General features: G+C 71.7%; 21 protein-coding genes. 11 read left to right on the top strand and 10 right to left on the bottom strand.

Annotated features, from left to right (window positions below):
• Nucleotides 1-134 precede the first annotated feature (134 nt).
• The gene (locus KHP12_RS44260) at nt 135-935 is read left to right on the top strand and encodes a M15 family metallopeptidase (protein WP_086880352.1); all 801 of its coding nucleotides are present in this window, start codon (nt 135-137) and stop codon (nt 933-935) included.
• A 15-nt stretch (nt 936-950) separates the two neighbouring features.
• Here the strand turns inward: KHP12_RS44260 and KHP12_RS44255 are convergent, their stop codons facing one another.
• From KHP12_RS44255 to KHP12_RS44240, 4 genes are all read right to left on the bottom strand, one after another.
• Complete coding sequence (locus tag KHP12_RS44255; protein ID WP_086880336.1) at nt 951-1,763, bottom strand: ABC transporter permease; 813 nt, start codon at nt 1,761-1,763, stop codon at nt 951-953.
• Nucleotides 1,764-1,811: 48 nt separating this feature from the next.
• Nucleotides 1,812-2,657, bottom strand: coding sequence for an ABC transporter permease (locus KHP12_RS44250; RefSeq protein ID WP_086880337.1), 846 nt, complete (start codon nt 2,655-2,657; stop codon nt 1,812-1,814).
• Nucleotide 2,658: 1 nt separating this feature from the next.
• The gene (locus KHP12_RS44245; RefSeq protein WP_086880338.1) at nt 2,659-3,840 is read right to left on the bottom strand and encodes an ABC transporter substrate-binding protein; all 1,182 of its coding nucleotides are present in this window, start codon (nt 3,838-3,840) and stop codon (nt 2,659-2,661) included.
• Nucleotides 3,841-3,931: 91 nt separating this feature from the next.
• Nucleotides 3,932-5,035: an ABC transporter ATP-binding protein gene (locus KHP12_RS44240; protein WP_086880339.1), complete on the bottom strand. Its 1,104-nt coding sequence runs from the start codon at nt 5,033-5,035 to the stop codon at nt 3,932-3,934.
• 153 nt (nt 5,036-5,188) lie between these two features.
• On the opposite strand from KHP12_RS44240, the gene KHP12_RS44235 reads away from it, so the two are divergent.
• The 4 genes from KHP12_RS44235 (at nt 5,189) to glpK (ending at nt 9,504) form a co-directional block, all read left to right on the top strand.
• The gene (locus tag KHP12_RS44235) at nt 5,189-5,692 is read left to right on the top strand and encodes a Zn-ribbon domain-containing OB-fold protein (RefSeq protein WP_086880340.1); all 504 of its coding nucleotides are present in this window, start codon (nt 5,189-5,191) and stop codon (nt 5,690-5,692) included.
• Entirely contained in the window at nt 5,689-6,879 is a 1,191-nt protein-coding gene (locus KHP12_RS44230) for a lipid-transfer protein (protein ID WP_086880341.1), read from the top strand. Before KHP12_RS44235 ends, KHP12_RS44230 begins: the two co-directional genes overlap by 4 nt.
• Nucleotides 6,880-7,192: 313 nt before the next feature.
• Entirely contained in the window at nt 7,193-7,957 is a 765-nt protein-coding gene (locus KHP12_RS44225) for an MIP/aquaporin family protein (protein ID WP_086880342.1), read from the top strand.
• A gap of 14 nt (nt 7,958-7,971) precedes the next feature.
• Nucleotides 7,972-9,504 (top strand): glycerol kinase GlpK, encoded by a 1,533-nt coding sequence (gene glpK, locus KHP12_RS44220; RefSeq protein ID WP_086880343.1) that lies wholly within the window; start codon nt 7,972-7,974, stop codon nt 9,502-9,504.
• A 94-nt stretch (nt 9,505-9,598) separates the two neighbouring features.
• On the opposite strand, the gene KHP12_RS44215 is transcribed toward glpK, so the two are convergent.
• The 4 genes from KHP12_RS44215 to KHP12_RS44200 are packed head-to-tail and all read right to left on the bottom strand — an operon-like array spanning nt 9,599 to nt 13,696.
• On the bottom strand, nt 9,599-10,189 hold the full coding sequence (locus tag KHP12_RS44215) for a GTP-binding protein (protein ID WP_086880344.1): 591 nt from the start codon (nt 10,187-10,189) through the stop codon (nt 9,599-9,601).
• Nucleotides 10,170-10,565 carry a DUF742 domain-containing protein gene (locus KHP12_RS44210; protein ID WP_020873579.1) on the bottom strand — a complete coding sequence of 132 codons (396 nt, stop codon included), beginning with the start codon at nt 10,563-10,565 and terminating at the stop codon, nt 10,170-10,172. The genes KHP12_RS44215 and KHP12_RS44210 overlap by 20 nt, the downstream gene beginning before the upstream one ends.
• Nucleotides 10,566-10,580: 15 nt before the next feature.
• Nucleotides 10,581-11,009, bottom strand: a complete 429-nt coding sequence (locus KHP12_RS44205; protein ID WP_020873578.1) for a roadblock/LC7 domain-containing protein — start codon at nt 11,007-11,009, stop codon at nt 10,581-10,583.
• A complete protein-coding gene (locus KHP12_RS44200; protein WP_086880345.1) occupies nt 11,006-13,696 on the bottom strand; it encodes a nitrate- and nitrite sensing domain-containing protein in 2,691 nt (896 codons plus the stop codon). The genes KHP12_RS44205 and KHP12_RS44200 overlap by 4 nt, the downstream gene beginning before the upstream one ends.
• 354 nt (nt 13,697-14,050) lie before the next feature.
• Between KHP12_RS44200 and KHP12_RS44195 the strand changes: the two genes are divergently transcribed.
• Nucleotides 14,051-14,479, top strand: coding sequence for a hypothetical protein (locus KHP12_RS44195; RefSeq protein WP_037964140.1), 429 nt, complete (start codon nt 14,051-14,053; stop codon nt 14,477-14,479).
• Here the strand turns inward: KHP12_RS44195 and KHP12_RS44190 are convergent.
• On the bottom strand, nt 14,427-15,629 hold the full coding sequence (locus KHP12_RS44190; RefSeq protein ID WP_086880346.1) for an NAD(P)/FAD-dependent oxidoreductase: 1,203 nt from the start codon (nt 15,627-15,629) through the stop codon (nt 14,427-14,429). The two genes, KHP12_RS44195 and KHP12_RS44190, sit on opposite strands and share 53 nt — an antisense overlap.
• Nucleotides 15,626-15,988 (bottom strand): bifunctional 3-phenylpropionate/cinnamic acid dioxygenase ferredoxin subunit, encoded by a 363-nt coding sequence (locus KHP12_RS44185; protein WP_086880347.1) that lies wholly within the window; start codon nt 15,986-15,988, stop codon nt 15,626-15,628. The genes KHP12_RS44190 and KHP12_RS44185 overlap by 4 nt, the downstream gene beginning before the upstream one ends.
• Before the next feature lie 151 nt (nt 15,989-16,139).
• Between KHP12_RS44185 and KHP12_RS44180 the strand changes: the two genes are divergently transcribed.
• The 5 genes from KHP12_RS44180 (at nt 16,140) to KHP12_RS44160 (ending at nt 23,656) form a co-directional block, all read left to right on the top strand.
• Nucleotides 16,140-16,937 carry an IclR family transcriptional regulator gene (locus KHP12_RS44180; RefSeq protein ID WP_051573957.1) on the top strand — a complete coding sequence of 266 codons (798 nt, stop codon included), beginning with the start codon at nt 16,140-16,142 and terminating at the stop codon, nt 16,935-16,937.
• 323 nt (nt 16,938-17,260) lie between these two features.
• On the top strand, nt 17,261-18,346 hold the full coding sequence (locus tag KHP12_RS44175) for an S-(hydroxymethyl)mycothiol dehydrogenase (protein ID WP_086880348.1): 1,086 nt from the start codon (nt 17,261-17,263) through the stop codon (nt 18,344-18,346).
• Between the two features lie 113 nt (nt 18,347-18,459).
• Nucleotides 18,460-20,907, top strand: coding sequence for a GcvT family protein (locus tag KHP12_RS44170; RefSeq protein ID WP_211834532.1), 2,448 nt, complete (start codon nt 18,460-18,462; stop codon nt 20,905-20,907).
• A gap of 128 nt (nt 20,908-21,035) precedes the next feature.
• Complete coding sequence (locus KHP12_RS44165) at nt 21,036-22,193, top strand: aromatic ring-hydroxylating oxygenase subunit alpha (RefSeq protein WP_086880350.1); 1,158 nt, start codon at nt 21,036-21,038, stop codon at nt 22,191-22,193.
• Nucleotides 22,190-23,656, top strand: coding sequence for an aldehyde dehydrogenase family protein (locus KHP12_RS44160; protein WP_086880351.1), 1,467 nt, complete (start codon nt 22,190-22,192; stop codon nt 23,654-23,656). The genes KHP12_RS44165 and KHP12_RS44160 overlap by 4 nt, the downstream gene beginning before the upstream one ends.
• The last annotated feature ends 124 nt before the right edge of the window (nt 23,657-23,780 follow it).

The raw sequence follows: 23,780 nt of genomic DNA, 5'->3' as shown, positions 1-23,780 counted from the left end.
GCAGGAAGCCGCCCGCCGCGCGGAGACCCGGCGGCAACGGCGCCAACGGATACCCCCCGCGAACGCGGACTCGCGGACGCGGACTCGCGGACGCGGGCTTGTTTTCACTTCTCCCGGTGGGATAAGTGATGGGCATGCCAAGACTCGCCGTCGCGCTGCGTGCGCTCGCTCTGCCCGTCGCCGCTCTGCTGGCCGTCGTGCCGTACACCCCGGCACAGGCGAAGCCGGAGCCCAAGGCTCCGAAGGAGTTCGTGGCCCTCCGGGACGTCGATCCGACCATTCGGCAGGAGATCCGGTACTTCACGCCGCACAACTTCACCGGCGATCCGGTGGACGGATACCGTCGGCCGATGTGCCTCCTGACCCGCCCGGCCGCCGAGGCGCTGCATCGGGCGCAGCGTCAACTGCTGCGGCGCGGTTACACCTTGAAGGTGTACGACTGCTATCGGCCGCAGCGCGCGGTGAACGACTTCGTGGAGTGGGCCAAGGATCTGGGCGATCAGCGGATGAAGGGCGAGTTCTATCCGGAGGTCGACAAGACGCGGCTGTTCCAGGACGGCTACATCGCCGAGAAGTCGGGGCACAGCCGGGGCAGCACCGTGGATCTGACGATCGCTCGGCTGCCCGCGCCGCCCACGCGCCCGTATGTGCCGGGCGAGAAGCTGGTGCCGTGCTACGCGGCCAAGGAGGACCGCTTCCCGGACAACTCCGTGGACATGGGCACCGGTTACGACTGCTTCGACACGCGCTCGCATACCCTCGATCCGCGGATCAAGGGGGTGCAGCGGGCCAACCGGCTGCTGCTCAAGGGCACGTTGGAGAAGCTCGGGTTCGTCAATCTGGCCGAGGAGTGGTGGCACTACACCTTCAAGCCGGAGCTGTTCCCGGACACGTACTTCGACTTTCCGGTCTCGCGCCGCTCGCTGAGCGGCTGACCGGCTGAGCGCGCCTCACAGCCGTCCCCCCGCCGTGTCCGAGGACAGCCGCTGGGCGATGTACACGGGCACCACGGACACCAGGATGAGCAGCGCGGCGACGACGTTGACGACGGGGGCCTGGTGGGGGCGGGCCAGGTTCTCGTAGATCCAGATGGGCAGGGTGCGGGTGCCGGGCCCGGCGGTGAAGGTCGTGACGACGATCTCGTCGAAGGAGAGCGCGAAGGCCAGCAGCCCGCCCGCGAAGAGCGCCGAGCGCATGGCGGGGAAGGTGACGTACCGGAAGGTCTGCCAGGAGCGCGCCCCGAGGTCGGCGGACGCCTCGGCCAGGGAGGGCGCGATACGGCGCAGCCGGGCGCCGATGTTGTTGAAGACGATGACGACGCAGAACGTGGCGTGCCCGACGACCACCGTGAACAGGCCGAAGCCGATGCCGATCGGGTCGAGGACGGTGCGGAAGGCGGCGTTGAGGGCGATGCCGCTGACGATGCCGGGCAGCGCGATCGGCAGGACGAGCAGGAAGGACACGGTCCGCCGCCCGAAGAAGCGGTACCGGTGGACGGCGTACGCGGCGAGGGTGCCCAGGACCAGGGCGATCGCGGTGGCGGCGAGCCCGGCCTTGAGCGAGGTGAGCAGGGCCTCGCGGGCCCCGTCGCTGTGCAGGGCGGCCCGCCACCAGCGGCCGGTGAGGCCGCTGGGCGGCCAGCCGAAGGAGCGGTCGGCGTTGAAGGAGTTCAGCAGCACCAGCAGCAGGGGGACGTAGACGATCGCGAGGCCGGCCGCGGTGACACAGCCGAGGACCACTCGGGCGGTGCGCGAGAGGCGCATGGGCCCACCTCCTGGGGCGACTAGGGCGACTTGAGGCGACTTGAGCGGCTAGAGCGAGTCGAGGGCGCCCGCACGGCGTACGGCGGCCAGGTAGCAGACGATGAGGACCACGGGTACGGCGGAGAGCGCGGCGGCCATCGGCAGATCCAGGGTGACCTGTGAGGCGATGACATTGCCCAGCAGCTGGGTCTTGCCGCCGACGATCTGCACGGTGAGGTAGTCGCCCAGGCTGAGCGAGAAGGTGAAGACGGACCCGGCGAGCACGGCGGGGCGTACGGCGGGCAGGACGACGGAGCGCAGGGTCCGCCACGCGCCGGCGCCGAGGTCGGCCGAGGCTTCCAGCATCCGCTCGGGGAGCCGTTCGAGGGCCGCGTACACCGGCAGGATCATGTACGGCAGCCAGAGGTAGGCGAGCACGATGACGACGGCGGTGGTGCCGTAGCCGGGCCCGTGCAGCCCGAACGGGGCGAGGGCGGCGCCCACGACGCCGTCCTCGCCGAGCATGACCCGCCAGGCGTACGCCTTGACCAGATAGCCGGCCCACAGCGGGGTGAGCACGGCGACCAGCAGCGGCCGCCGCCACCGCCGCCCCGCGACCCGCGCCATGCAGAACGCCATGGGCAGGGCGAGGAGCGCGTCGATGACGGTGACGGCGGCCGCGATGGACAGGGTGCGCAGGGCGATGGTGCGGTAGACGGGGGTGGTCAGCAGCTCGTGGAAGTTGTCGGTGTTCCAGGTGTGGACGACATCGGAGGTGAAGGAGTCGGTGGCCCAGAAGGCCGACAGCAGCAGGATGGCGAGCGAGCCCAGATAGGCCAGGGTCAGCCAGAGCAGGGGCGGGGCGAGGAGCGCGGTGAGGCGCAGCCGCGATCCTGAGGTGGGCGCGGCGGGCATCTCAGCCCTTGACCTCCGTCCAGGCCCGGGTCCACTGGGCGTAGTCGGTGCAGGTGGCGTCCTTACGGCCGTCGAGGCACTCCTTGATGGGCGTGGTCCAGAAGTGGACGCGCTGGAAGTACTTCTCGTCGTCCGCGTGGAAGATCGCGCAGTGGTTGGGGTCGGAGGTCTCGGCGCACGCCTTACGGTTGGCCGGAGCCTCGCCGAAGTACTCCGCCACCTGGGCGTTGACCTTGGGCGAAACGATCCAGTCGAGCCACTTGTAGGCGCAGTTGGGGTGCTCGGCCTTGGCGGACACCATCCAGGTGTCGGACCAGCCGGTGGCGCCCTCCTTGGGGAGCACCGTCTTGACCGGGGCCTTCTCGGCCTTGGTGAGGTTGGCGATGACCTGCCAGGTGGTGCCGATGACGCTGTCGCCGCCCTTGAAGGCGGTGATCTCCTTCTGGTAGTCGCTCCAGTACTCCCCCACCGCCTTGTGCTGCTTCTTCAGCAGGGATACGGCCGCGTCGAGTTGCTTCTGGTCGAGCGCGTAGGGGTTCTTGATGCCGAGCGAGGGCTTGGCGCGCATCAGATAGAGCGCGGCGTCGGCGATGTAGATGGGCGAGTCGTAGGCGGTGACGTGCCCGGAGTACCGCGCGGAGTCGTCGAAGACGGCGCGCCAGGAGTCGGGCGCGGGCTTCACCTTGTCGGTGCGGTACATGAGGAGGTTGGCGCCCCGGCCGTGCGGAATGCCGTACATCCGGCCGTCCTTGGAGTTGAACGGCTGCTGTTTGAGGGCCGGGAAGATGTCCTTGTAGTTGGGGACCAGCTTGGTGTTGACGGGGGCCGCGTCGCCGGAGGCGATGAGGCGCAGGGTGGCGTCGCCGGAGGCGGAGACCGTGTCGTACTGCCCGGTCTTCATCAGCGAGACCATCTCGTCGGAGGTGCCGGCCGTCTTGGTGTTCACCTGGCAGCCGGTCTTCTTCTCGAACGGGTGAACCCAGTCCACCTTGGGGTCGTTGGAGCCGTCCTCGGCGTAGCCGGCCCAGGCGATGATGTTGACTTTGCCTTCGCCCTTACCGAGCTTGTCGGGTGCGTGGCCGCCCTTGTCGTCGCCGCCGCCCGAGCCGCATCCGGCCGCGGTCAGCAGCAGCGCGCAGACGGCGGCCGCGGACCTCCACGCAGACGTCTTCCGTTTCCGCATCCGGTCCTCCTCGTCCCACTAGCCACTTGAGGCCCGGCCAGTATCGGGCGGGCGGTGGGCCCTCGCCAGGGTGCCGTCGGCAATGACAAGGTCAACTCGGGACCGGGAAGGCGTCCTTCTCGTCCCAGGACAGCCCGATCTCGCCGTCCAGGCGGGCGGATTGAGGGAGTCCGTCGAGGTTCTGGCGGAGCACGGTGAGCCGATCGCCGTGCGGAAGCGCGATGGTGAAGCGGGTGTGCGCCCCGGCGTGCACGATGTCGGTGACGCGCCCCGTGACGGTCCGTCGGCCATCGGCGGCTGCCGCGGCTTCGGCAGGCGGCTCCGCGGGCGGGTCCACGGGCCGTTCCACGGGCTCGGTGAGCAGGATCCGCTCGGGCCGGATGGAGTACGTGCCGGGACGGCCCACGACGCGCACCGCGGCCTCACCGCGCAGCAGGTTGGTGGTGCCGACGAAGCCCGCGACGAAGGCGGTGGCGGGGCGTTCGTACACCTCGACCGGCGGGCCGGTCTGCTCGATGCGGCCGTCGCGGACCACGGCGATGCGGTCGCTCATGGTCAGCGCCTCGTCCTGGTCGTGGGTGACCAGGAGGAAGGTGATGCCGGTGGTCCGCTGCAACTCCTTGAGCTCGGTCTGCATCTCCTGCCGCAGCGCCAGGTCGAGCGCGCCGAGCGGTTCGTCGAGCAGCAGCACCGCGGGCCGGTCGACGAGGGCGCGGGCGAGGGCGACACGCTGGCGCTGGCCGCCGGAGAGCTCGGCGGGGCGGCGGGCGGCGAAGCCGTCCAGCCGTACGGTGGTCAGCGCCTCGCGGGCGCGGGCGAGCCGCTCGGCCTTGCGGACGCCGCGCACGGTCAGGGCGTAGGCCACGTTCTGCTCGACGCTCATGTGCGGGAAGAGCGCGTAGTCCTGGAAGACGGTGTGCGCGTCGCGGCGGTTGGGGGGCGTCGCGGTGACGTCGTTCCCGGCGAGTTCGATACGCCCCGCGGTGGGCTGTTCGAACCCCGCGACCAGCCGCAGCAGCGTCGTCTTCCCCGAGCCGGAGGGGCCGAGCAGCGAGAAGAACTCGCCCTCGCGGACGGTGAGATCGACGGCGTCCACCGCGCGCACCGTACCGAAGTCCTTGGTGACGGCCTCGAGCCGGACGGCCGTGCGCGTCGTCGTGGTCCCGGTCCGCGTCCTGGTCTCCGTCTCCGTCACCGACCGCTCCCCTCGCCCTTCGGCTGATCAGGCCCGTGATCGCGACAAGTGATCGCGGCCTGTGATCGCGGTCACTGTACCGGGGTTACGCGCGCTGCGGTCCCCGTGCCACACTTCTGACACATCGTCAGTTACGAGGTATCGGGAGGGGCCGTGTCCCCCACGCGTGTGCCCGTGGTCGACGGGTGGTTCACCGCCGAGGGCGGGGAGTTCCGGCTGCTGGGAACGTGCTGCCGGGACTGCGGGACGGTGTACTTCCCCCGGGAGGACGCCTACTGCCGTGCCCCGGGCTGCGCGGGCACCGAGCTGGCGGAGGTTCCGCTGTCCCGCCGCGGGCGGGTGTGGTCCTACACCGACGGCCGCTACCGGCCACCCGCCCCCTACCCGTCCGACCCCGAGCGAACCTGGCACCCGTACACCCTCATCGCCGTGGAGCTGACCGCCGAGCGGATGGTGGTGCTGGGCCAGGGCGCCCCCGGGGTGACCGTGGCCGATCTGGCCATCGGCATGGAGGTCGAGGTGGTGCCGGGGGTGCTGGCCGAGGAGGACGGACGCACCCTCACCACCTGGCACTGGCGGCCCGTTCCCGGGGAGGGACCCGTCCCCGGGGAGCGGCGCGCCTCCGAGGAGCGGCCCGTTCCCGGGGAGGCGTCATGACCGGTGAGGTGGCGGTGCTCGGCGCCGGGATGCACCCCTGGGGGAAGTGGGGCCGCGGCTTCGTGGAGTACGGCACCAAGGCGGCGCGGGCCGCGCTCGCGGACGCCGGGCTCGAGTGGTCCGCGATCCAGTCCGTGGTCGGCGCCAACACCGTGCGCTGCGGCTATCCGGGGCAGGTCGCGGGCGCGACCTTCGCCAAGGCGCTGGGCTGGCAGGGCGCCCGCGTCACCAGCGTGTACGCGGCATGCGCGTCCGGCGCACGGGCCATCGACACCGCCCGCGCCCAGATCCTGTCGGGCATGGCGGACACGGTGTTGGTGGTGGGCTCCGACGCGGCGCCCAAGGGGTTCTTCGCGCCCGCGGGCGGTGAGCGGCCGGACGATCCGGACTGGCTGCGCTTCCGGGTGCTGGGCGCCACCAACCCCGCCTATTTCGCGCTCTGGGCGCGCCGCCGGATGGCACTGTACGGCGACACGGCCGAGGACTTCGCGCGGGTGAAGGTGAAGAACGCGGCCGCGGGCGCCGCCAACCGTTACGCCCGCTACCGCTCCCCCGTCACCGCCGAGGAGGTCGCCGCGTCCCCGGTCGTCGCCGATCCGCTGCGGCTGCTGGACATCTGCGCGACCTCCGACGGGGCGGCGGCGCTGGTGCTCGGCAGCGTGGAGACGGCACGGCGGCTCGGGATGGCGCGCCCGGTCCGCATCCGCGCGGTCTCGTCGGTCTCCCCCACCCATCCGCGCACCGCGCTTGACCTGCCGGACATCGCCACCGACTCCGCCCCGCCGGGCTCCCCCGTCCCCGATCCGTTCCGGCCCTCCATCGCGCGGGCGGCGTACGAGGAGGCGGGCCTCGGACCGGAGGATCTGTCGCTGGCCGAGGTGTACGACCTGTCCACCGCCCTGGAGCTGGAGTGGTACGAGGACCTGGGGCTGTGCGCGCCCGGCGAGGGCGCGAAGCTGCTGCGCGAGGGGGCCACGGCGCCGGGCGGGCGGATCCCGGTCAATCCGAGCGGGGGGCTGGCGTCCTTCGGGGAGGCGGTTCCGGCGCAGGCCATCGCCCAGGTGTGTGAGCTGACCTGGCAGCTGCGCGGGCAGGCGGGCGAGCGGCAGGTGCCGGGGGCGCGCGCCGGAATCACCGTCAACCAGGGGCTGTTCGGGCATGGCTCATCGGTCGTCGCGGTCCGCTGAGCGGGCGCCCGAGAAGCAACTCCCCCGTGGCCGCCGGGTGGCCGCGCGGTGACCGCCCGGTGCCCACGTCGTGCCTGAGTGGACGGCGATACCAGGGCAACGCCCTTACGGTTGTCACCAACACCGTTGCCGTCCATCACCTTGACGCCCCCTGACCACCGGTGAACACTGCTGCGGTGTCAGTCGGCGTCGCCGCGCGCAGGCTCTCTCCACGGTCACCCCCCATGGGCGATTCCGATGCACCCGCACGCTCGAAACGACCCAGCACGGAGGACCGGGGCCACCCGCCCCGGGCGAGGTCCTAGGAGCCGCCATGAGCAATGGGGACATCTTCACCGGTGAGGTCATCGGCACCGCGATACTGATTCTCTTCGGCGCCGGCGTGTGCGCCGCCGTCACCCTGAACCACTCCAAGGCCAAGTCGGCCGGGTGGATCGTCATCGCCTTCGGCTGGGGCTTCGGCGTCATGGCCGGTGCGTACACCGCGGCCCCGCTGTCCGGCGCCCATCTCAACCCGGCGGTGACCGTGGGCGTCGCCGTGGACACCGGCGACTGGGACAAGGTGCCGCTGTACATTCTCGGGCAGCTGGTGGGTGCCGTGATCGGCGCGGTGCTGACCTGGGCGCTGTACTACGCGCAGTTCGCCGCCAACGCCGATGAGAAGACCGCCCTGCCCACGCTCGGGGTCTTCTCCACCGTCCCGGAGATCCGGAACCCGGTGGCCAACCTCGTGACCGAGATCATCGCGACGGCCGCGCTGGTGCTGCCGCTGCTCGCGTTCGGCCAGGTCGACGGCATCGGGATCGGCCCGGTCAGCGAGGGCGGCGGCACCGTGGTCCTCGGCTCGGGCATCTCCGTCCTGCTCGTCGCCTTCCTGGTGGTCGGCATCGGCCTCTCCCTGGGCGGGCCCACCGGCTACGCCATCAACCCGGCGCGCGACCTCGGGCCGCGCCTCGCCCACGCCCTGCTGCCCATCCCCAACAAGGGCACCTCGGACTGGGGTTACGCCTGGATACCGGTGGTGGGCCCGCTGATCGGGGCCGTGCTGGCGGGTCTCGTCTTCAACGCAGCCTTCTGACCGAAGGAGACGCCATGCCGCATCCGACGGACACCTACGTCGCCGCGATCGACCAGGGCACCACCTCCAGCCGTTGCATCATCTTCGACCGGAACGGCGCGATCGTCGCCGTCGACCAGCGCGAGCACCGCCAGATCTTCCCCAAGCCCGGCTGGGTGGAGCACGACGCCACCGAGATCTGGTCCAAGGTGCAGGCCGTGGTGGCCGGTGCGCTGGCCAAGGCGGGGCTGCGGGCCGACGAGCTGACCGCGCTGGGCATCACCAACCAGCGCGAGACGACGGTCCTGTGGGACCGCCGCACCGGCAAGCCGGTGCACAACGCGATCGTCTGGCAGGACACCCGCACCTCCGGCCTGTGCGAGGAACTCGGCGGCGAGGTGGGCCAGGACCGCTTCCGGGACACCACCGGACTGCCGCTGGCCAGCTACTTCTCCGGGCCCAAGGCCGCCTGGCTGCTGGACCACGTGCCCGGGCTGCGCCGCCGCGCCGAGATGGGCGAGATCGCCTTCGGCACCATCGACTCCTGGCTGATCTGGAACCTCACCGGCGGCACCGACGGCGGAGTGCACGTCACCGATGTGACCAACGCCGGACGCACCCTGCTGATGGATCTGCGGACCCTCCAGTGGGACACCTCGATCCTCGCCACGATGGGCCTCCCCGAGGCGATGCTGCCGGAGATCCGCTCCTCCGCCGAGGTGTACGGCACGGCGGTCGGGCAGCTGGCCGGTGTGCCGGTGGCCTCCGCGCTCGGCGATCAGCAGGCCGCCGTCTTCGGCCAGACCTGCTACGGCGTCGGCGAGGCCAAGAACACCTATGGCACCGGCAGCTTCCTGCTGCTGAACACCGGTGACCGCCCGGTGCCGTCCAAGAGCGGGCTGCTGACCACGATGGGCTACCGGCTCGGCGGCGAGCGGCCCGTCTACTGCCTGGAGGGATCGATCGCGATCACCGGCGCGCTGGTGCAGTGGTTCCGCGACCAGCTGGGCATCATCCGCTCCGCCGACGAGATCGAACCGCTCGCCCGAAGCGTGGACGACAACGGCGGGGCGTACATCGTCCCGGCCTTCTCGGGGCTGTTCGCCCCGTACTGGCGCTCGGACGCCCGCGGTGTGATCACCGGCCTCACCCGCTATGTCACCAAGGCGCATCTGGCCCGTGCCGTCCTGGAGGCGACCAGCTGGCAGACGCGCGAGGTGGTCGACGCGATGTACCAGGACTCCGGGGTGCGGATCAGCACGCTCAAGGTCGACGGCGGCATGACCGCCAACGACCTGCTGATGCAGCATCAGGCCGATGTGCTGGGCGTCCCGGTGATCCGTCCGGTGGTCGCCGAGACCACCTGCCTGGGCGCGGCGTACGCGGCCGGGCTGGCCACCGGCGCCTGGCAGGACCTGGACGAGCTGCGGGCGCACTGGAAGCGGGACGCCGAGTGGACCCCGCGGATGACCGAGGAGGAGCGGACGCGCGAGTACGGCAACTGGCGCATGGCGGTGGAGCGCAGCTTCGGCTGGCACCGGGAGGGGCAGCGGGCCGAGGACTCCTGAGCCTGAGCCGCACCCGGCACCCGCACCCGGCGGCCCGCACCGCCGGCGCGAACAGCGGCCCGTACCCCGGACGGCGAGGTACGGGCCGTACCGTTCAGCCCCGCGCGGAAGCCAGCATCGCGTGCTCCACCACCGAGATCAGCACATGCTTGGCCGACTCGCGCTCCCGGGCGTCGCACAGGACGACCGGGGTGCCCGGGTCGAGGTCCAGCGCGTCGCGCACCGAGTCCTCCGGATAGCGGTCGGCCCCCTCGAAGCAGTTGACCGCCACGGTGAAGGCGATGTCCCGCCGCTCGAAGTAGTCGATCGCGGCGAAGCAGTCCTCGAGACGGCGGGTGTCGGCCAGCACCACCGCGCCCAGCGCGCCGGTGGCCAGCTCGTCCCACAGGAACCAGAACCGGTCCTGGCCCGGTGTGCCGAAGAGGTAGAGCACCAGGTCCTCGCGGAGCGTGATGCGCCCGAAGTCCATGGCGACGGTGGTGGTCGTCTTGGACTCCACCCCCGCGATGTCGTCGACCGGCCGGCCCGCCTCGGTGAGGATCTCCTCGGTGCGCAGCGGTTTGATCTCGCTGACCGCGCCCACCAGGGTCGTCTTGCCCACCCCGAAGCCGCCGGCCACCAGTATCTTCAGCGTGACCGGTTCGACAATATGGGGGCGGCCCAGGTCAGAGTGCCCGTAGACCATTGATCACCTCGCGCAGAATCCTCTCGTCCGGCAGTTCCGCCGGAGGTACGGGCCGGGACACTCGGACGAGTGCGGCGTGGAGCAGATCGCCGATGAGCACACGGATCACGCCGATCGGAAGGTCGAGTTCGGCCGCCAGCTCGGCGACGGACTGCGGGCTGTCCCGGCTCAGCTCGACGATGTCGATGTGCTCCGGGGACAGCGTCTGGTCGGCGACGGTCCGGTGGGTCGCGCTGTCGGCGACCACGACAGCGATCAGATCCAGCTTCTCCTCGGCGGCGCTGCGGGTACGTCCCCGCGTCATCGCATAGGGCCTGACCACAGGTCCCGCCGCGTCGTCGAACCACCGGGCGGCGCGCTCCGGGTCTCCGCTCATTTCCCCCGGCCTCCGTCACCCGGTGGAGCGCGGAGCCGAGCCCAGATGCACGCCCACCCGCTTGACCAGCAGCGTCATCTCGTACGCTATCTGGCCCACATCGGAGTCGGCGTCCGCCAGGACGGCGAGACAGCTGCCGTCGCCCGCCGCGGTGACGAACAGGAAGGCGTCGTCGAGTTCGACGATGGTCTGCCGGACCCGGCCGACATCGAAGTGGCGGCCGACGCCCTTGGCGAGGCTGTGGAAGCCCGAGGCCACGGCGGCCAGGTGCTCACCGTCCTCCCGCGACAGATCGCGTGAGCCGCCGGTGAGGAGCCCGTCCCCGGAGAGCACCAGCGCCTTGCGGATGCTGCCCACTCTTCCGACCAGTTCGTCCAGCAGCCAGTTCAGCTCGCCCGACGCGTTGGGCGATCCGTTGGGCGCTGCGGCGTTTGATGCGGTCATCGACCGTCCCCCTCATGTGTCGTTCCTGGTGCTGTGTCCGCGCCTCCGGATCCGCCGGCCGACTGCCGCCGACCGCGCTGCCACCCCCGTTGGAGCGAGGCCATGGTGGCCCTCGCCTGCTCGGCTTCGCGCTCGGGATCGATCTCGGCAGGGGTTCGGTCGTCGGTCGGGGGCGCGGGGTCGTTCTTCAGCTGCGGGGCCAGGCTTGCCTGCCGTACCCGCTTGGGGAGGCCGGAGGCCGCCCGCTGGGTGGGCACCGGGCTCTGCTCCGGGCCCCGGCGCTCCGGCCCCGTGCGCCGCGGGCCCTGGTCGCGGCCCTGGGCCTGGTCCTGACCCTGGCCTTGGCCTTCGGAGCGCTCGGCCCAGGACGGCTGCCCCGGGCTCGGCGGACGGCTGTGCCGTCCGCCGGCCGTGCCCTCGACCGGCCGGCCGTGGTCGGCGACCAGGACCGGTGGGACACGGCGGGGCAGCGGCGCGGGGCCGCCGCCCGGTTCGGGGTCCGGGCCGTCCGGAGCCTGCTGGTGCTGCTCCACGGTGGACGGGACGGGTCCGGTGCGTGCGGACTGGCGCGCCTTGAGGCCGCGGGCGCGGAAGATGCCGCCCATTTCGTCGTCCTCGTCGGCGTCGTCGTGGTGGGCCTCGTGCGTCAGGGACGCGGTCAGGGAGGCGAGCGGGGAGGCCGGCCCGTCCTCGTCGGCGGGCCCGAGCCGGACGTCGCCCACGCCGCGCCGCGCGGTGTCGGCGTAACGGCCGCCGGTGTCGCGGTCGTCGGCGTCCCCCCGGGTGCCTTCGTCGGTGAGCAGGTTGGAGGGGATGAGCACGATGGCCGTGGTGCCGCCGTACGGGGAGGGCTGGAGCGAGACCCGCACCCGCTGCCGCTGGGCGAGCCGGCTGACCACGAACAGCCCGAGCCGGTCGGTGTCGGACAGCTCGAACTCGGGGGTCTCGGCCAGCCGGAGGTTGGCCTCCAGCAGCGCGTCGGGCGTCATGCCGAGACCGCGGTCGTGGATCTCCAGGGTGAAGCCCTTGGCGACCCGCTCGCCGTGCACCTGGACGGCGGTGTGCGGCGGCGAGAAGACGGTGGCGTTCTCCAGCAGTTCGGCGACGAGGTGGGTGAGGTCGCCGACGGCCGGGCCGACGACCGCGATCCGCGGCAGCCGCCGGACCTCGATCCGCTCGTAGTCCTCCACCTCGGCCACGGCGGCGCGCACGACGTCCATCAGCGGGATCGGCTTGCGCCACTGCCGGGAGGGGGCCGCGCCGGAGAGGATGACCAGACCCTCGGCGTGCCGCCGCATACGGGTGGTCATGTGGTCCAGGCGGAACAGGTCGGACAGCTCGTCGGTGTCCTCGGTGCGCCGCTCCATGGTGTCCAGGAGGGTGAGCTGACGGTGCAGCAGCACCTGGCTGCGGCGGGCCAGGTTGACGAAGACGTCGGAGACGCCCTGGCGGAGTTCGGCCTGTTTGACGGCGGCCTCGACGGCGGCCCGCTGGAGGGTGTTGAGGGCCTGGCCGACCTGGCCCATCTCATCGGGGCCGTAGTCCAGCCGGGGCGCCTCGGTCTCCACGTCGATCTGCTCGCCCGCGCCGAGGCGGCGCATCACGCTCGGCAGCCGGACGCTGGCGACCTCCTGCGCGTCCCGGCGCAGCCGGGACAGATCGCGGACCAGGCTGCGGCCGATGCGGAACGAGACGAAGACGGAGACGATGAGGGCGACCAGGCCGAGGATGCCGGCGATGCCCGCCTTGAGCATCACGCTGCTGGCCACCGGGTCGATGCGCTTCTGGAGCCGGTCGGTGGCCTCCTCGCCCAGCCGGTCGTAGTCGTTGAGGACGGGCTGGGCCGCGGCCTCCCAGTGCTCCTGGTCCAGTGACGTGATGGCCGTGGCGGGGTCCATCGAGGAGAGGACCTTGCCCTCGGCCACGCGCAGGGCGGCGGGGGCTGCGTTGGTGCGCCGGTAGTCGGCGAAGACCTTCTGCTCGGAGTCGGGGAGGATCGGCAGGTTGATCTCGTAGAGCAGGGTGCGCTCGGCGATGAGGTCGGACATCGCCTGAAGGTCCGCCAGCGTCATCTTGCGCGCCGTCAGCGCCGAGACGTACAGCGCGTCCTCGCGGGAGAGCGCCTCCCGGGCGCGGATCATGGCGACCAGCGCGCGGCCCTGTTTGTCGAGGTCGGTGTCGGGGACCTCGTGGAGGGAGCTGCGGAAGGTGTAGCAGAGGTCGACGAGCTTGTTGTAATACTCATACGCCTGGGTCGAGGATATGCCGTCGTCCTCGACCTTGCGGCGCAGACTGTCCAGTCCGTCCGCGGCCTTGAGGATGTTGTCGAGCTGTTCCTCGGAGTCGTCGTTCATCTTGCCGTTCACATCGCCGTCCGACTCGGCGGCCCGCAGCTTGTCGATCGCCTGGTCGGTCCTGCGCTGTAGGGAGTGGAGCACGGGCAGGGCGTCCGACTGCCGCGGGTCGGCCAGCAGGATGAGCGTCTGCCGGCGCTCCTTCTGGACGGCGTGCACCGCGTCCTCGGCCGGCTGGCCCGCCTTGTCGATGATGTCGGACGCGTCCAGCAGTTGCATTGCCTCGCGACCGGTGATCACAGTGGCGAACGCCCATATCGCCGTCAGTGACACGAGCGGCACCAGCAACAGCGCCACGATCTTCCTGCGGATGGACTTACCGCGAAAGCGCATGGCCTCCCTAACGTCAACCCCGAATTCCAGGGGCGGGGTTCCGAGTTCCGACATCGAGCGGGCGCGAGCCTACTACTGCCGGTTGGACAGATCGAAGGCGTGTCCACTTGATGCAGGGAGTCCCTTACAGTCCGTGATCAGGAGTTGTCGGGCGATTCCCCGACTTACCCCCCACCGCTCGACGACCCCGCATACGGCCATTCAGCCGCGCTTGGCTTGTTTTCCCCTCCCCAGGGGAACCCGGGGTCGGTGCCATTCGTGATCCAACGGGGCACACTAGGGGGGCATACGACCCAAGTCCCGCTATCTGACTCGGCCGCATCGGGGCAGAGCATGGAAAGGGGTGGGAGCGTCATGGACGCGATGGACAAGGATCGCGACATCCCGGCGCACGGGGTCCGGCCGTTGTGGACCGAGGAGCCGGCGCGCAGGCGGCGGCTGCCCGATCCCGTCCGTACGGCGGCGGTGCGGGCGGTCATCATCATCGCCGTGACTCTGGTGGAGGTGATGGTCGCTCTGCTGTGCACCCTGGCGGGCTCGTGGTCCGCCTTCCCCGTCGTGCTCGCCACGGTGGCGAGCACGGTGGTGGCGACCTGGGGGGTGCTGGACGTGTGGGTGACCCGTCAGGTCTGGCGCCAGCGCTACGGGGTGGTGTCCCGGCCCAGCAGCACGGCCCGCGAGATGCGCCGCCTGCGCCGCCGGGAGCGGGCCCGGGAGGCCGACCCGACAGTCACCTCCCGGCCGGCTGCGGAGCGCGGGCCAGCTCGCGGCGCAGCCGCATGAAGGGCCGGGGCCGGTCCACGCCGAGGGCGGCGGTGGGAATCCCGTTCCGTTCGTAGACGGCGAGGAAGCCGCCGCCCTCGGCCGGGTCCCCCTCGACGATCCGGACCGTGTCCCCGGATTCGCGCCGCCCGGCGTACTGGATGCGCGCGCCGTACTGGTCGGACCAGAAGTAGGGGAGCGCGTCGAAGCGTTCGACGGTGGATCCGGCGAGCAGATTGCGGGCGGCCACGTCGCCCTGGAGCATGCCGCTGGTCCAGTGCTCGGCCCGGACGGTGCGGGCGCTGCCCGGCCGGTCCAGCCGGGCCACGTCCCCGACGGCCACGACGTTGGGCAGCGCGGTGACGCAGCCCGCGTCGCACCGCACCCCGTCGTCCAGGGCCAGACCGGAGCCTTCCAGCCACTCGGTGACGGGGCGCACCCCGACGCCGACGACCACCACATCGGCGGGCAGCACCCGCCCGTCGGCGAGCTCCACACCGGTGACCCGGCCGGCTCCGCGCAGACCGGCCACACCGGTGCCGCACAGCAGGGTGGCCCCGCCCCGGGTGTGCAGCCCGGCGCACACCCGGGCCATCTCCTCGCCCAGGTGGGGCACCAGCGGCAGCGGCGCGGCCTCCACGACGGTGACGTCGAGCCCGAGGGTGGCGCAGGAGGAGGCCACCTCGGCGCCGATGAAGCCCGCGCCGATCACCACCGCCCGCTCGGCGCCCGCGCGCAGCTCGGCGCGGAGCCGGAGCGCGTCGTCGAGGGTGCGCAGGGTGTGCACCCCGTCCAGCGGCGGGAGGGGCAGCGTTCTGGGCGTGGCGCCGGTGGCGATGACGACGCCGTCGGTGCGCAGGGCACGGCCGCCGGTGAGGCGGATCTCCCCGGCCGCGGTGTCCAGCGCCTCGGCCCGGACCCCGAGCAGCCACTCGGCGTCCAGCTCGGCCTCCTCCTCGGGGTCGGTGAGGGCGAGCGGCCCCAGACCCTCGCCCGGGTCGCCGTCCCCGGTCAGGAACTCCTTGGACAGCGGCGGGCGGTCATAGGGGCGGTGGTGCTCCTCGCCGACGACGACCAGCCGCCCGTCGTACCCCTGGGTGCGCAGGCCCCGCGCCGCGTGCAGACCCGCGAGCGAGGCCCCGACCACGGTGACCGTCCTGGCCGCCGTCATGCCACGGCTTCTTCCGGCGCCGCGTGCACGGGCTGACCGGGAACGATCTGTGTCGCGGGGTGGACATACAGCATTCCGTCCACGACCGTGACAGCGTGGGTCCGCACGGGCTTACGGGCGGGCAGACAGGTCGGCTCGCCGGATCGCAGATCGAACAGCGCGGCGTGCAGCGGGCATTCCACGTAGCAGCCTTCCAGCCACCCGTCGGAGAGGGAGGCGTCCTGGTGGCTGCAAGTGTCGTCGATGGCATAGAACGCACCGTCGGTGTGGAACACCGCGATCGGCGCGGTGGCGTCGCCGGCCTCGATACGCACCGACTCACCCTCCGGCAGGTCCTCGATACGGCAGACGGGAATCATTGGCCCCCCTCACGTTGATCGGTATCATGCGTTGTGGATAGTGCACTGAAAAGCGCGATGCGCAACAGAATCCAGATCGGGAAGGCAGCCGTCAAGAGTTCCCCGGCCCGAGGGGCCCCACGCAGAGCCGTCGGATGGTGAGATCAGAACCATGACGAACACGACCGAGGATCGGGCCGAGGACAAGCGGGGGGCTTCCGGGGCAGTGCAGTCCGTGGACAGGGCGGTCAGCGTCCTGGAGATCCTTGCCAGACTCGGCGAGGCCGGAGTGACCGAGATCGCCGACGAGCTGGGGGTCCACAAGTCGACCGCCTTCCGGCTGCTCGGCGTCCTGGAGAACCGCGGACTCGTCGGGCAGGAACGCGACCGGGGGAAGTACTACCTGGGCGCCGGGGTGCTCAGACTCGCGGGCGCCGCCGCCATCCGCCTGGACATCTCACAGGAGGGCGCCCCGGTGTGCCGGGCACTGGCCGACGAGACCGGCGAGACGGCCAATATCGCCGTCCTGGACGGGGACGCGGCGGTCAACATCATGCAGGCGCGCGGCGCCGCCGCGGTGACCGCCTTCAACTGGCTGGGCCGGCGCACCGCGCTGCACGCGACCGCGAGCGGCAAGGTGCTGCTCGCACATCTGTCGGGCGAGCGCCGGGAGCGGCTGGTGACGCGGAAGCTGCCGCGGTTCACCGAGCACACCATCACCACCGCCGCCGAGCTGCGGCAGCAGCTGGAGACGGCGGCCGAGCGCGGATTCGCCTACTCGTGCGAGGAGCTGGAGATCGGGCTGAACGCGGTGGCGGCGCCGGTGCGCGGCCACGACGGCGCGGTCATGGGGGCGATCGGCGTCTCCGGGCCGGCGTACCGGATGGCCCAGAGCCGGCTGCCCGATCTGGCCGAGTACGCCGTGAAGACCGCCGAGGAGCTGTCCCGGCGGATGGGCTTCCCTGGCTGAATCACCCCACCACCCCACCCACCCGACGAGGGGGCCGGATGACTCCGGCCCCCTCGTCGCGTCTGTACCCAGGCGTTCCGTGAGGCGTGCGAGCTACGCGAATTCCCCCGTCAGCGCCGGTTCACAGACGGTTTACGCGAACCCCTTGACCGCACGGGGCGGCGACTTTCAGGATGTCTCCCATCGCGCAACACGCCGCGCTATACGCAACTGGGGGGTAACCGGGGGCCGCTGAACGGCCTCGGTCTCACCCCCCTTCGAGGCAGTCATGCCAGCTCCCGTGCACCGGTCCCTGCGATCGCAGGAGAACAGAGGAGTGAGCCATGCCGCAAGAAGCCCGCGCCGTCGTCGCGGTCAAAAAGGGCGCCCCGGTGGAGGTGGTGCCCGTACTCGTGCCCGAGCCCGGCCCCGGTGAGGTGCTGGTGGGAGTGCAGGCGTGCGGGGTGTGCCATACCGACCTGCACTACCGGGACGGCGCCATCGGTGACGAATTCCCGTATCTGCTCGGGCATGAGGCGGCCGGAATGGTCGAGGCCGTGGGCCCCGGCGTCACCGCACTCGCCCCCGGTGACTATGTGGTCCTGGCCTGGCGGGCGCCGTGCGGCGGCTGCCGCTCCTGCCGCCGGGGCCGGCCGTGGTACTGCTTCGACAGCCGCAATGCCGCCCAGCCGATGACCCTGACCGACGGCACCCCGCTCAGCCCGGCGCTCGGCATCGGCGCGTTCGCCGAGAAGACGCTGGTCGCGGCCGGGCAGGCGGTGAAGATCGACCCCTCGGCACGCCCCGAGGCGGCGGGTCTGATCGGCTGCGGGGTGATGGCCGGGTACGGCGCGGCCGTGCACACCGGCGGGGTGTCCAACGGCGACACAGTCGCGGTCATCGGCTGCGGCGGCGTCGGCAACGCCGCGATCGCCGGGGCCGCGCTGTCCGGGGCGCGCCGGGTGATCGCCGTGGACATCGACGACGCCAAGCTGGACGCGGCGACCCGCTTCGGCGCCACCGACACCGTCAACTCCCGTGGTACGGACCCGGTCGAGGCGGTGCGGGAGCTGACCGGGGGCTTCGGCGCGAATGTGGTCATCGACGCGGTGGGCCGCCCCGAGACCTATACCCAGGGCTTCTATATGCGCGATCTGGCCGGGGTGCTGGTGCAGGTCGGGGTGCCGGACCCGGAGATGCGCATCGATCTGCCGCTGATCGATCTGTTCTCGCGGGGCGGCGCGCTCAAGTCGTCCTGGTACGGCGACTGCCTGCCCAGCCGGGACTTCCCGGTCCTGGTCGACCTCCACCTCAGCCGCAAGCTGGATCTGGAGGCGTTCGTCAGCGAGACGATCACGCTGGACGAGGTCGAGGCCGCGTTCGCGAAGATGCAGCGCGGCGAGGTGCTGCGGTCGGTGGTGGTCCTGTGAGCAGGGGGCACCTCCCAGCGGTAGCTGGGGGAGCACGCGCGGCCGCCGGGCCGCAGACGATAACGAAGCCCGCACCTGCGCCGCGCGGGCGGAGAAGCGAACAAAAAGGTCCTGTGAACACCCCAGATGCCCGAGTCGTGATCGTCGGGGCCGGGATCGTCGGCTGCTCGCTCGCCGATGAGCTGACCACCCGTGGCTGGCGGGACATCACCGTCCTGGAGCAGGGCCCGCTGCTCGCCCCCGGCGGCTCGACCTCGCACGCCCCCGGTCTGGTCTTCCAGACCAGCCCCTCCAAGGCCCTGACCGACCTCGCCCGGTACACCGTGGAGAAGTTCTCCTCCCTCGAGGTCGACGGGCTGCCCTGCTTCAACCCGGTGGGCGGTCTGGAGATCGCCACCAGCGAGGAGCGCTGGGCCGATCTGCACCGCAAGGCCGGTCTCGCGGCCTCCTGGGGCGTACGGGCCGAGCTGCTCGGCCCGGCCCGGTGCGCCGAGATGTGGCCGATGCTGGACCCGGAGCGAATCCTCGGCGGCCTGCACACCCCGGACGACGGGCTGGCCCGGGCGCTGCTCGCCTCCCGCGCCCAGATGGAGCGGGCCACCGCGCACGGCGCCCGGTTCCTGGACCGGCACACCGTGACCGCCATCGAGCGGGAGGGCGGCCGGGTGACCGCCGTCGTCACCGACCGGGGCACCTTCCCGGCCGACATCGTGGTCTCCGCCGCCGGATTCTGGGGCCCGCTGATCGGCGACATGGCGGGGGTCCCCGTCCCGCTCCAGCCGCTCGCCCACCAGTACGCCAAGACCGGGCCGCTGCCCGAGCTCGCGGGGGTGAACGACCCCCGTACGGAGGCGAGCAAGCCGATCCTGCGGTTCCAGGACCGCGATCTGTACTACCGCGAGCACACCGACCGCATCGGCATCGGCAGCTACGCCCACCGCCCGCTCCCCGTGGACCCGGCGCGGCTGCCCGCGTACGACGACGCCCCGGTGATGCCGTCCTCGCTGCCGTTCACCCCCGAGGACTTCGCCCCCAGCTGGGAGGAGAGCGTCCAGCTGCTCCCCGCGCTCGGCGCGAGCCGGGTCGAGGAGGGCTTCAACGGCGTCTTCTCCTTCACCCCCGACGGTATGCCGGTGATCGGCGAGTCCCGCGAGGTGCGCGGCTTCTGGCTGGCCGAGGCGGTGTGGGTGACCCACTCCGCGGGCGTCGCCCGGGCCGTCGCCGAGTGGATGACGGACGGGCGGCCGGGCATGGACGTCCATGAATGCGATCTGTACCGCTTCGAGGACGCCCAGCGCTCCCCCGCCTACGTCACCGAGCGGGGGCAGCAGAACTTCGTCGAGGTCTACGACGTCATCCATCCGCTCCAGCCGATGGAGCAGCCCCGTCCGCTGCGGGTCAGCCCCTTCCACGTCCGGCAGCGGGAGCTGGGCGGGTCCTTCCTGGAGGCGGCGGGCTGGGAGCGGCCGCACTGGTACGAGGCGAACGCCCCGCTCGCCGAGTCCGTCGAACTGCCCCCGCGCGACGCCTGGTCGGCCCGCTACTGGTCGCCCATCGCCGCCGCCGAGGCCAGGGCCACCCGGGAGCGGGTCGCGCTGTACGACATGACCCCGCTCAAGCGGCTGGCGGTCACCGGGCCCGGGGCGCTGGACTTCCTCCAGCGCATGACCACCAATCAGCTGGCGAAGAAGCCCGGCGCGGTCACCTACACCCTGCTGCTGGACGAGGCCGGGGGCATCCGCAGCGACCTCACCGTCGCCCGGCTCTCCGAGCGCCACTTCCAGGTGGGCGCCAACGGCGGGCTGGACCTGGACTGGCTGCTGCGCCACGCGCCCGATGACGTGCACATCGCCGACATCACCCCGGGCACCTGCTGCGTCGGGGTCTGGGGCCCGCTGGCCCGGGAGCTGGTCCGGCCGCTGACCCGCGACGACTTCTCGCACGAGGCGTTCGGCTACTTCAAGGCCAGGCAGACCCATATCGGCCATGTCCCGGTGACCGCGATGCGGCTCAGTTACGTGGGCGAGCTCGGCTGGGAGCTGTACACCACCGCCGACATGGGACTGCGGCTGTGGGACACCCTGTGGGAGGCCGGACAGCGCCACGGGGTGATCGCCGCCGGGCGGTCGGCCTTCAACAGTCTGCGGCTGGAGAAGGGCTATCGTGCCTGGGGCCATGACATGACCACCGAGCACGATCCCTACGAGGCCGGGGTCGGCTTCGCCGTCCGGATGAACAAGGGCGACTTCATCGGGCGCGCGGCGCTCGAGGGCCGCTCCGAGGAGACGGCGGCGCGCAGGCTGACCTGTCTCACCCTGGACGACCCGGCCGCGGTCGTCATGGGCAAGGAGCCGGTGTACGCCGACGGCGTCCCGGCGGGCTATGTGACCAGCGCGTCCTACGGCTACACCATCGGCCGGACCGTCGCCTACGCCTGGCTGCCCGCCGCGGCCGCCGTGCCCGGCACCGCCGTCCACATCGAGTACTTCGGCGAGAAGGTGCCCGCGACCGTCGCCGCCGAGCCCCTCTTCGACCCGCGCATGGAGCGCATCCGCCGCTGACACCGAGCGCCGCGAGAGCGGGAACCGACCGCTTGGAGGCCCCCTTGGCACTCATCGGCGACACCGCCCACCCCATCGAGCTCTTCGACCCCCGCCGGCTGACCGCCGCGACCGCCTGAGGAGAACCCATGACTGTGGCTCCCGAGTCCCCCGCCATCACGCCCCCCAGTCTGCTCGCCACTCTCCCCGGCCACTGGTACACCGCTCCCGGGGTCTTCCGCCGGGAGCAGGAGCACCTGTTCGAGGCCATGTGGTTCTGCGCGGTGCGCGGGGCCGACCTGGACCGGCCGGGTGCCTTCCGCACCGTGCAGGTCGGCCGGGAGAGCGTGCTGATCACCCGCAACCGGCAAGGTGAGGCGCGGGCGTTCCTCAACATCTGCCGCCACCGTGGCGCCCGGCTGTGCACCGAGGAGTCCGGTACGGTGCGGCGCTCGCTCCAGTGCCCGTACCACGCCTGGACCTACGATCTGGACGGCCGGCTCACCGCCGCCCCCAACCTATCGAAGATGCCCGATGTCGACCGGGTCGAGCGCGGACTGGTGCCGGTACGGCTTCGCGAATGGCTCGGCTATGTCTGGGTCTGCCTGGCCGAGGAGCCACCGTCGTTCGAGGAGACGGTCATCGGGGCGGTGGCCGAGCGGCTCGGCGACACGGACTCCGTGGAGCGCTACGGCGTGGCGGGGCTGGCGCTGGGCCGCCGGATCTCCTATGACGTCAAGGCCAACTGGAAGCTGATCGTCGAGAACTTCATGGAGTGCTACCACTGCGCGACCATCCACCCCGAACTCACCGAGGTGCTCCCGGAGTTCGCCGACGGCCTGGCGGCGCAGTACTTCGTCGGGCACGGCGCGGAGTTCGCCGAGGAGGCCCAGGGGTTCACGGTGGACGGCAGCGAGGGGTTCGACCGGTTCGCGGGGATCGCCGACGAGCAGGACCGCCGCTACTACGCGATCACGGTACGGCCGCAGGTCTTCCTCAATCTGGTGCCCGACCACGTGATCATGCACCGGATGTTCCCGCTCGCCCCCGATCGCACGCTGGTCGAATGCGATTGGCTCTACGCACCCGAAGTGGTGGCGTCCGATCGGGATCTGTCGAAGTCGGTGGAGCTGTTCCACCGGGTCAACACCCAGGACTTCGACGCCTGTGAGCGCACCCAGCCCGCCATGGACTCCCGCGCCTACCGCGACGGCGGGGTTCTCGTCCCCAGCGAACACCACATCGGCGCCTTCCACCGATGGGTGACCGACCATGTCCCGACCCGGGAAGCGGAGGAATGCCCGTGACGGACCTCTTCATCGGTGGCCAGTGGACCGGCGCGATCGACGAGCGCACCCGGGAGATCCGCTGCCCGGCCGACGGATCGCTGGTGGCGGTCGTCGACGAGGGCGGCGGCAAGGACGCGGCCGAGGCGGTGGGCGCCGCCCGGCTGGCCTTCGACCAGGGGCCCTGGCCCCGTACCCCGGTCGAGGCGCGCGGCGATCTGCTGCTGCGCGTCGCCGGTCTGGTGGAGCGCGACAAGGCCGCGCTCGCCCGCGCCGAGTCCCTGGACACCGGGAAGCGCCTGGCCGAGAGCGACGTCGACATCGACGGCGTGGTGGCGTGCTTCCGCTACTACGGACAGCTGGTGCGCACCGAGGCGGACCGGGTCGTGGACACCGGCAGCGAGCACGCGGTCAGCCGGGTGGTCTATGAACCGGTCGGGGTCTGCGCGCTGATCACCCCGTGGAACTATCCGCTGTTGCAGACCGCGTGGAAGGTCGCGCCCGCGCTCGCCGCGGGCAACACCTTCGTACTGAAACCCAGTGAGCTGACCCCCAGCACCGCGATCGCCCTGATGCGGCTGCTGGCGGAGGCCGGGCTGCCGGACGGGGTGGCCAATCTGGTGCTCGGCCCCGGCGCCGAGGCCGGGGCCCCGCTCACCGACAACCCCGATGTGGACATGGTGTCCTTCACCGGGGGGCTGCGGACCGGGCGCCGGATCATGGCCGCGGCCGCGGGCACGGTCAAGCGGACCTCGCTGGAGCTGGGCGGCAAGAACCCCAATGTGGTCTTCGCGGACGCGGACTTCGACACGGCCGTGGACTACGCGCTCACCGCGGTCTTCCTCCACTCGGGGCAGGTCTGCTCGGCCGGGGCCCGGCTGCTGGTGGAGGACCCGGTGCACGACGCCTTCGTGGAGGAGGTCGTGCGCCGCGCCCACGGGATCCGGCTCGGCGGGCCGTTCGACGAGCGGGCCCAGACCGGCCCGCTGATCTCGGCCGCGCACCGGGCCAAGGTCGAGGCGTATGTGGCGGCCGGGCTCTCGGAGGGCGCCCGGCTGCGCTGCGGTGGCACCCGCCCCGACGATCCGGCCCTGGCCGACGGCTACTACTTCCTGCCGACCGTCCTCGACCGCTGCCACAGCGGGATGTCGGTGCTGGCCGACGAGTCCTTCGGGCCGGTGCTCACGGTGGAACGTTTCGCCGGTGAGGACGAGGCGGTGCGACTGGCCAACGACACCGTGTACGGGCTCGCCGGGGCCGTATGGTCCGGCGACGAGGAGCGGGCGCAGCGGGTGGCCTCCCGGCTGCGGCTGGGCACCGTCTGGATCAACGACTACCACCCCTGTCTCCCGCAGGCGGAGTGGGGCGGGTTCAAACAGTCCGGGACCGGGCGGGAGTTGGGGCCCAGCGGGCTCGCGGAGTACCGGGAGGCCAAGCACATCTGGCGCAATACGCGTCCGCGTCCGCAGGGCTGGTTCGCCTGACCTCCACGGGGCCGGTGCGCGCTGCGCCATTCGGGTGAGCCGCGGTCAAGGATATTGCCCGGGTCCCACCGCAATGGGTTACTGAATCCGTCCGATTCCGGTGGGCTGCCCATCCTTTCCGGCG

The sequence above is a fragment of the Streptomyces asiaticus genome, from assembly GCF_018138715.1.
Lineage (GTDB): Bacteria > Actinomycetota > Actinomycetes > Streptomycetales > Streptomycetaceae > Streptomyces > Streptomyces asiaticus.
Note: the sequence above shows the minus strand (reverse complement) of the source record. Positions and strands in the feature narration are given on the sequence as shown.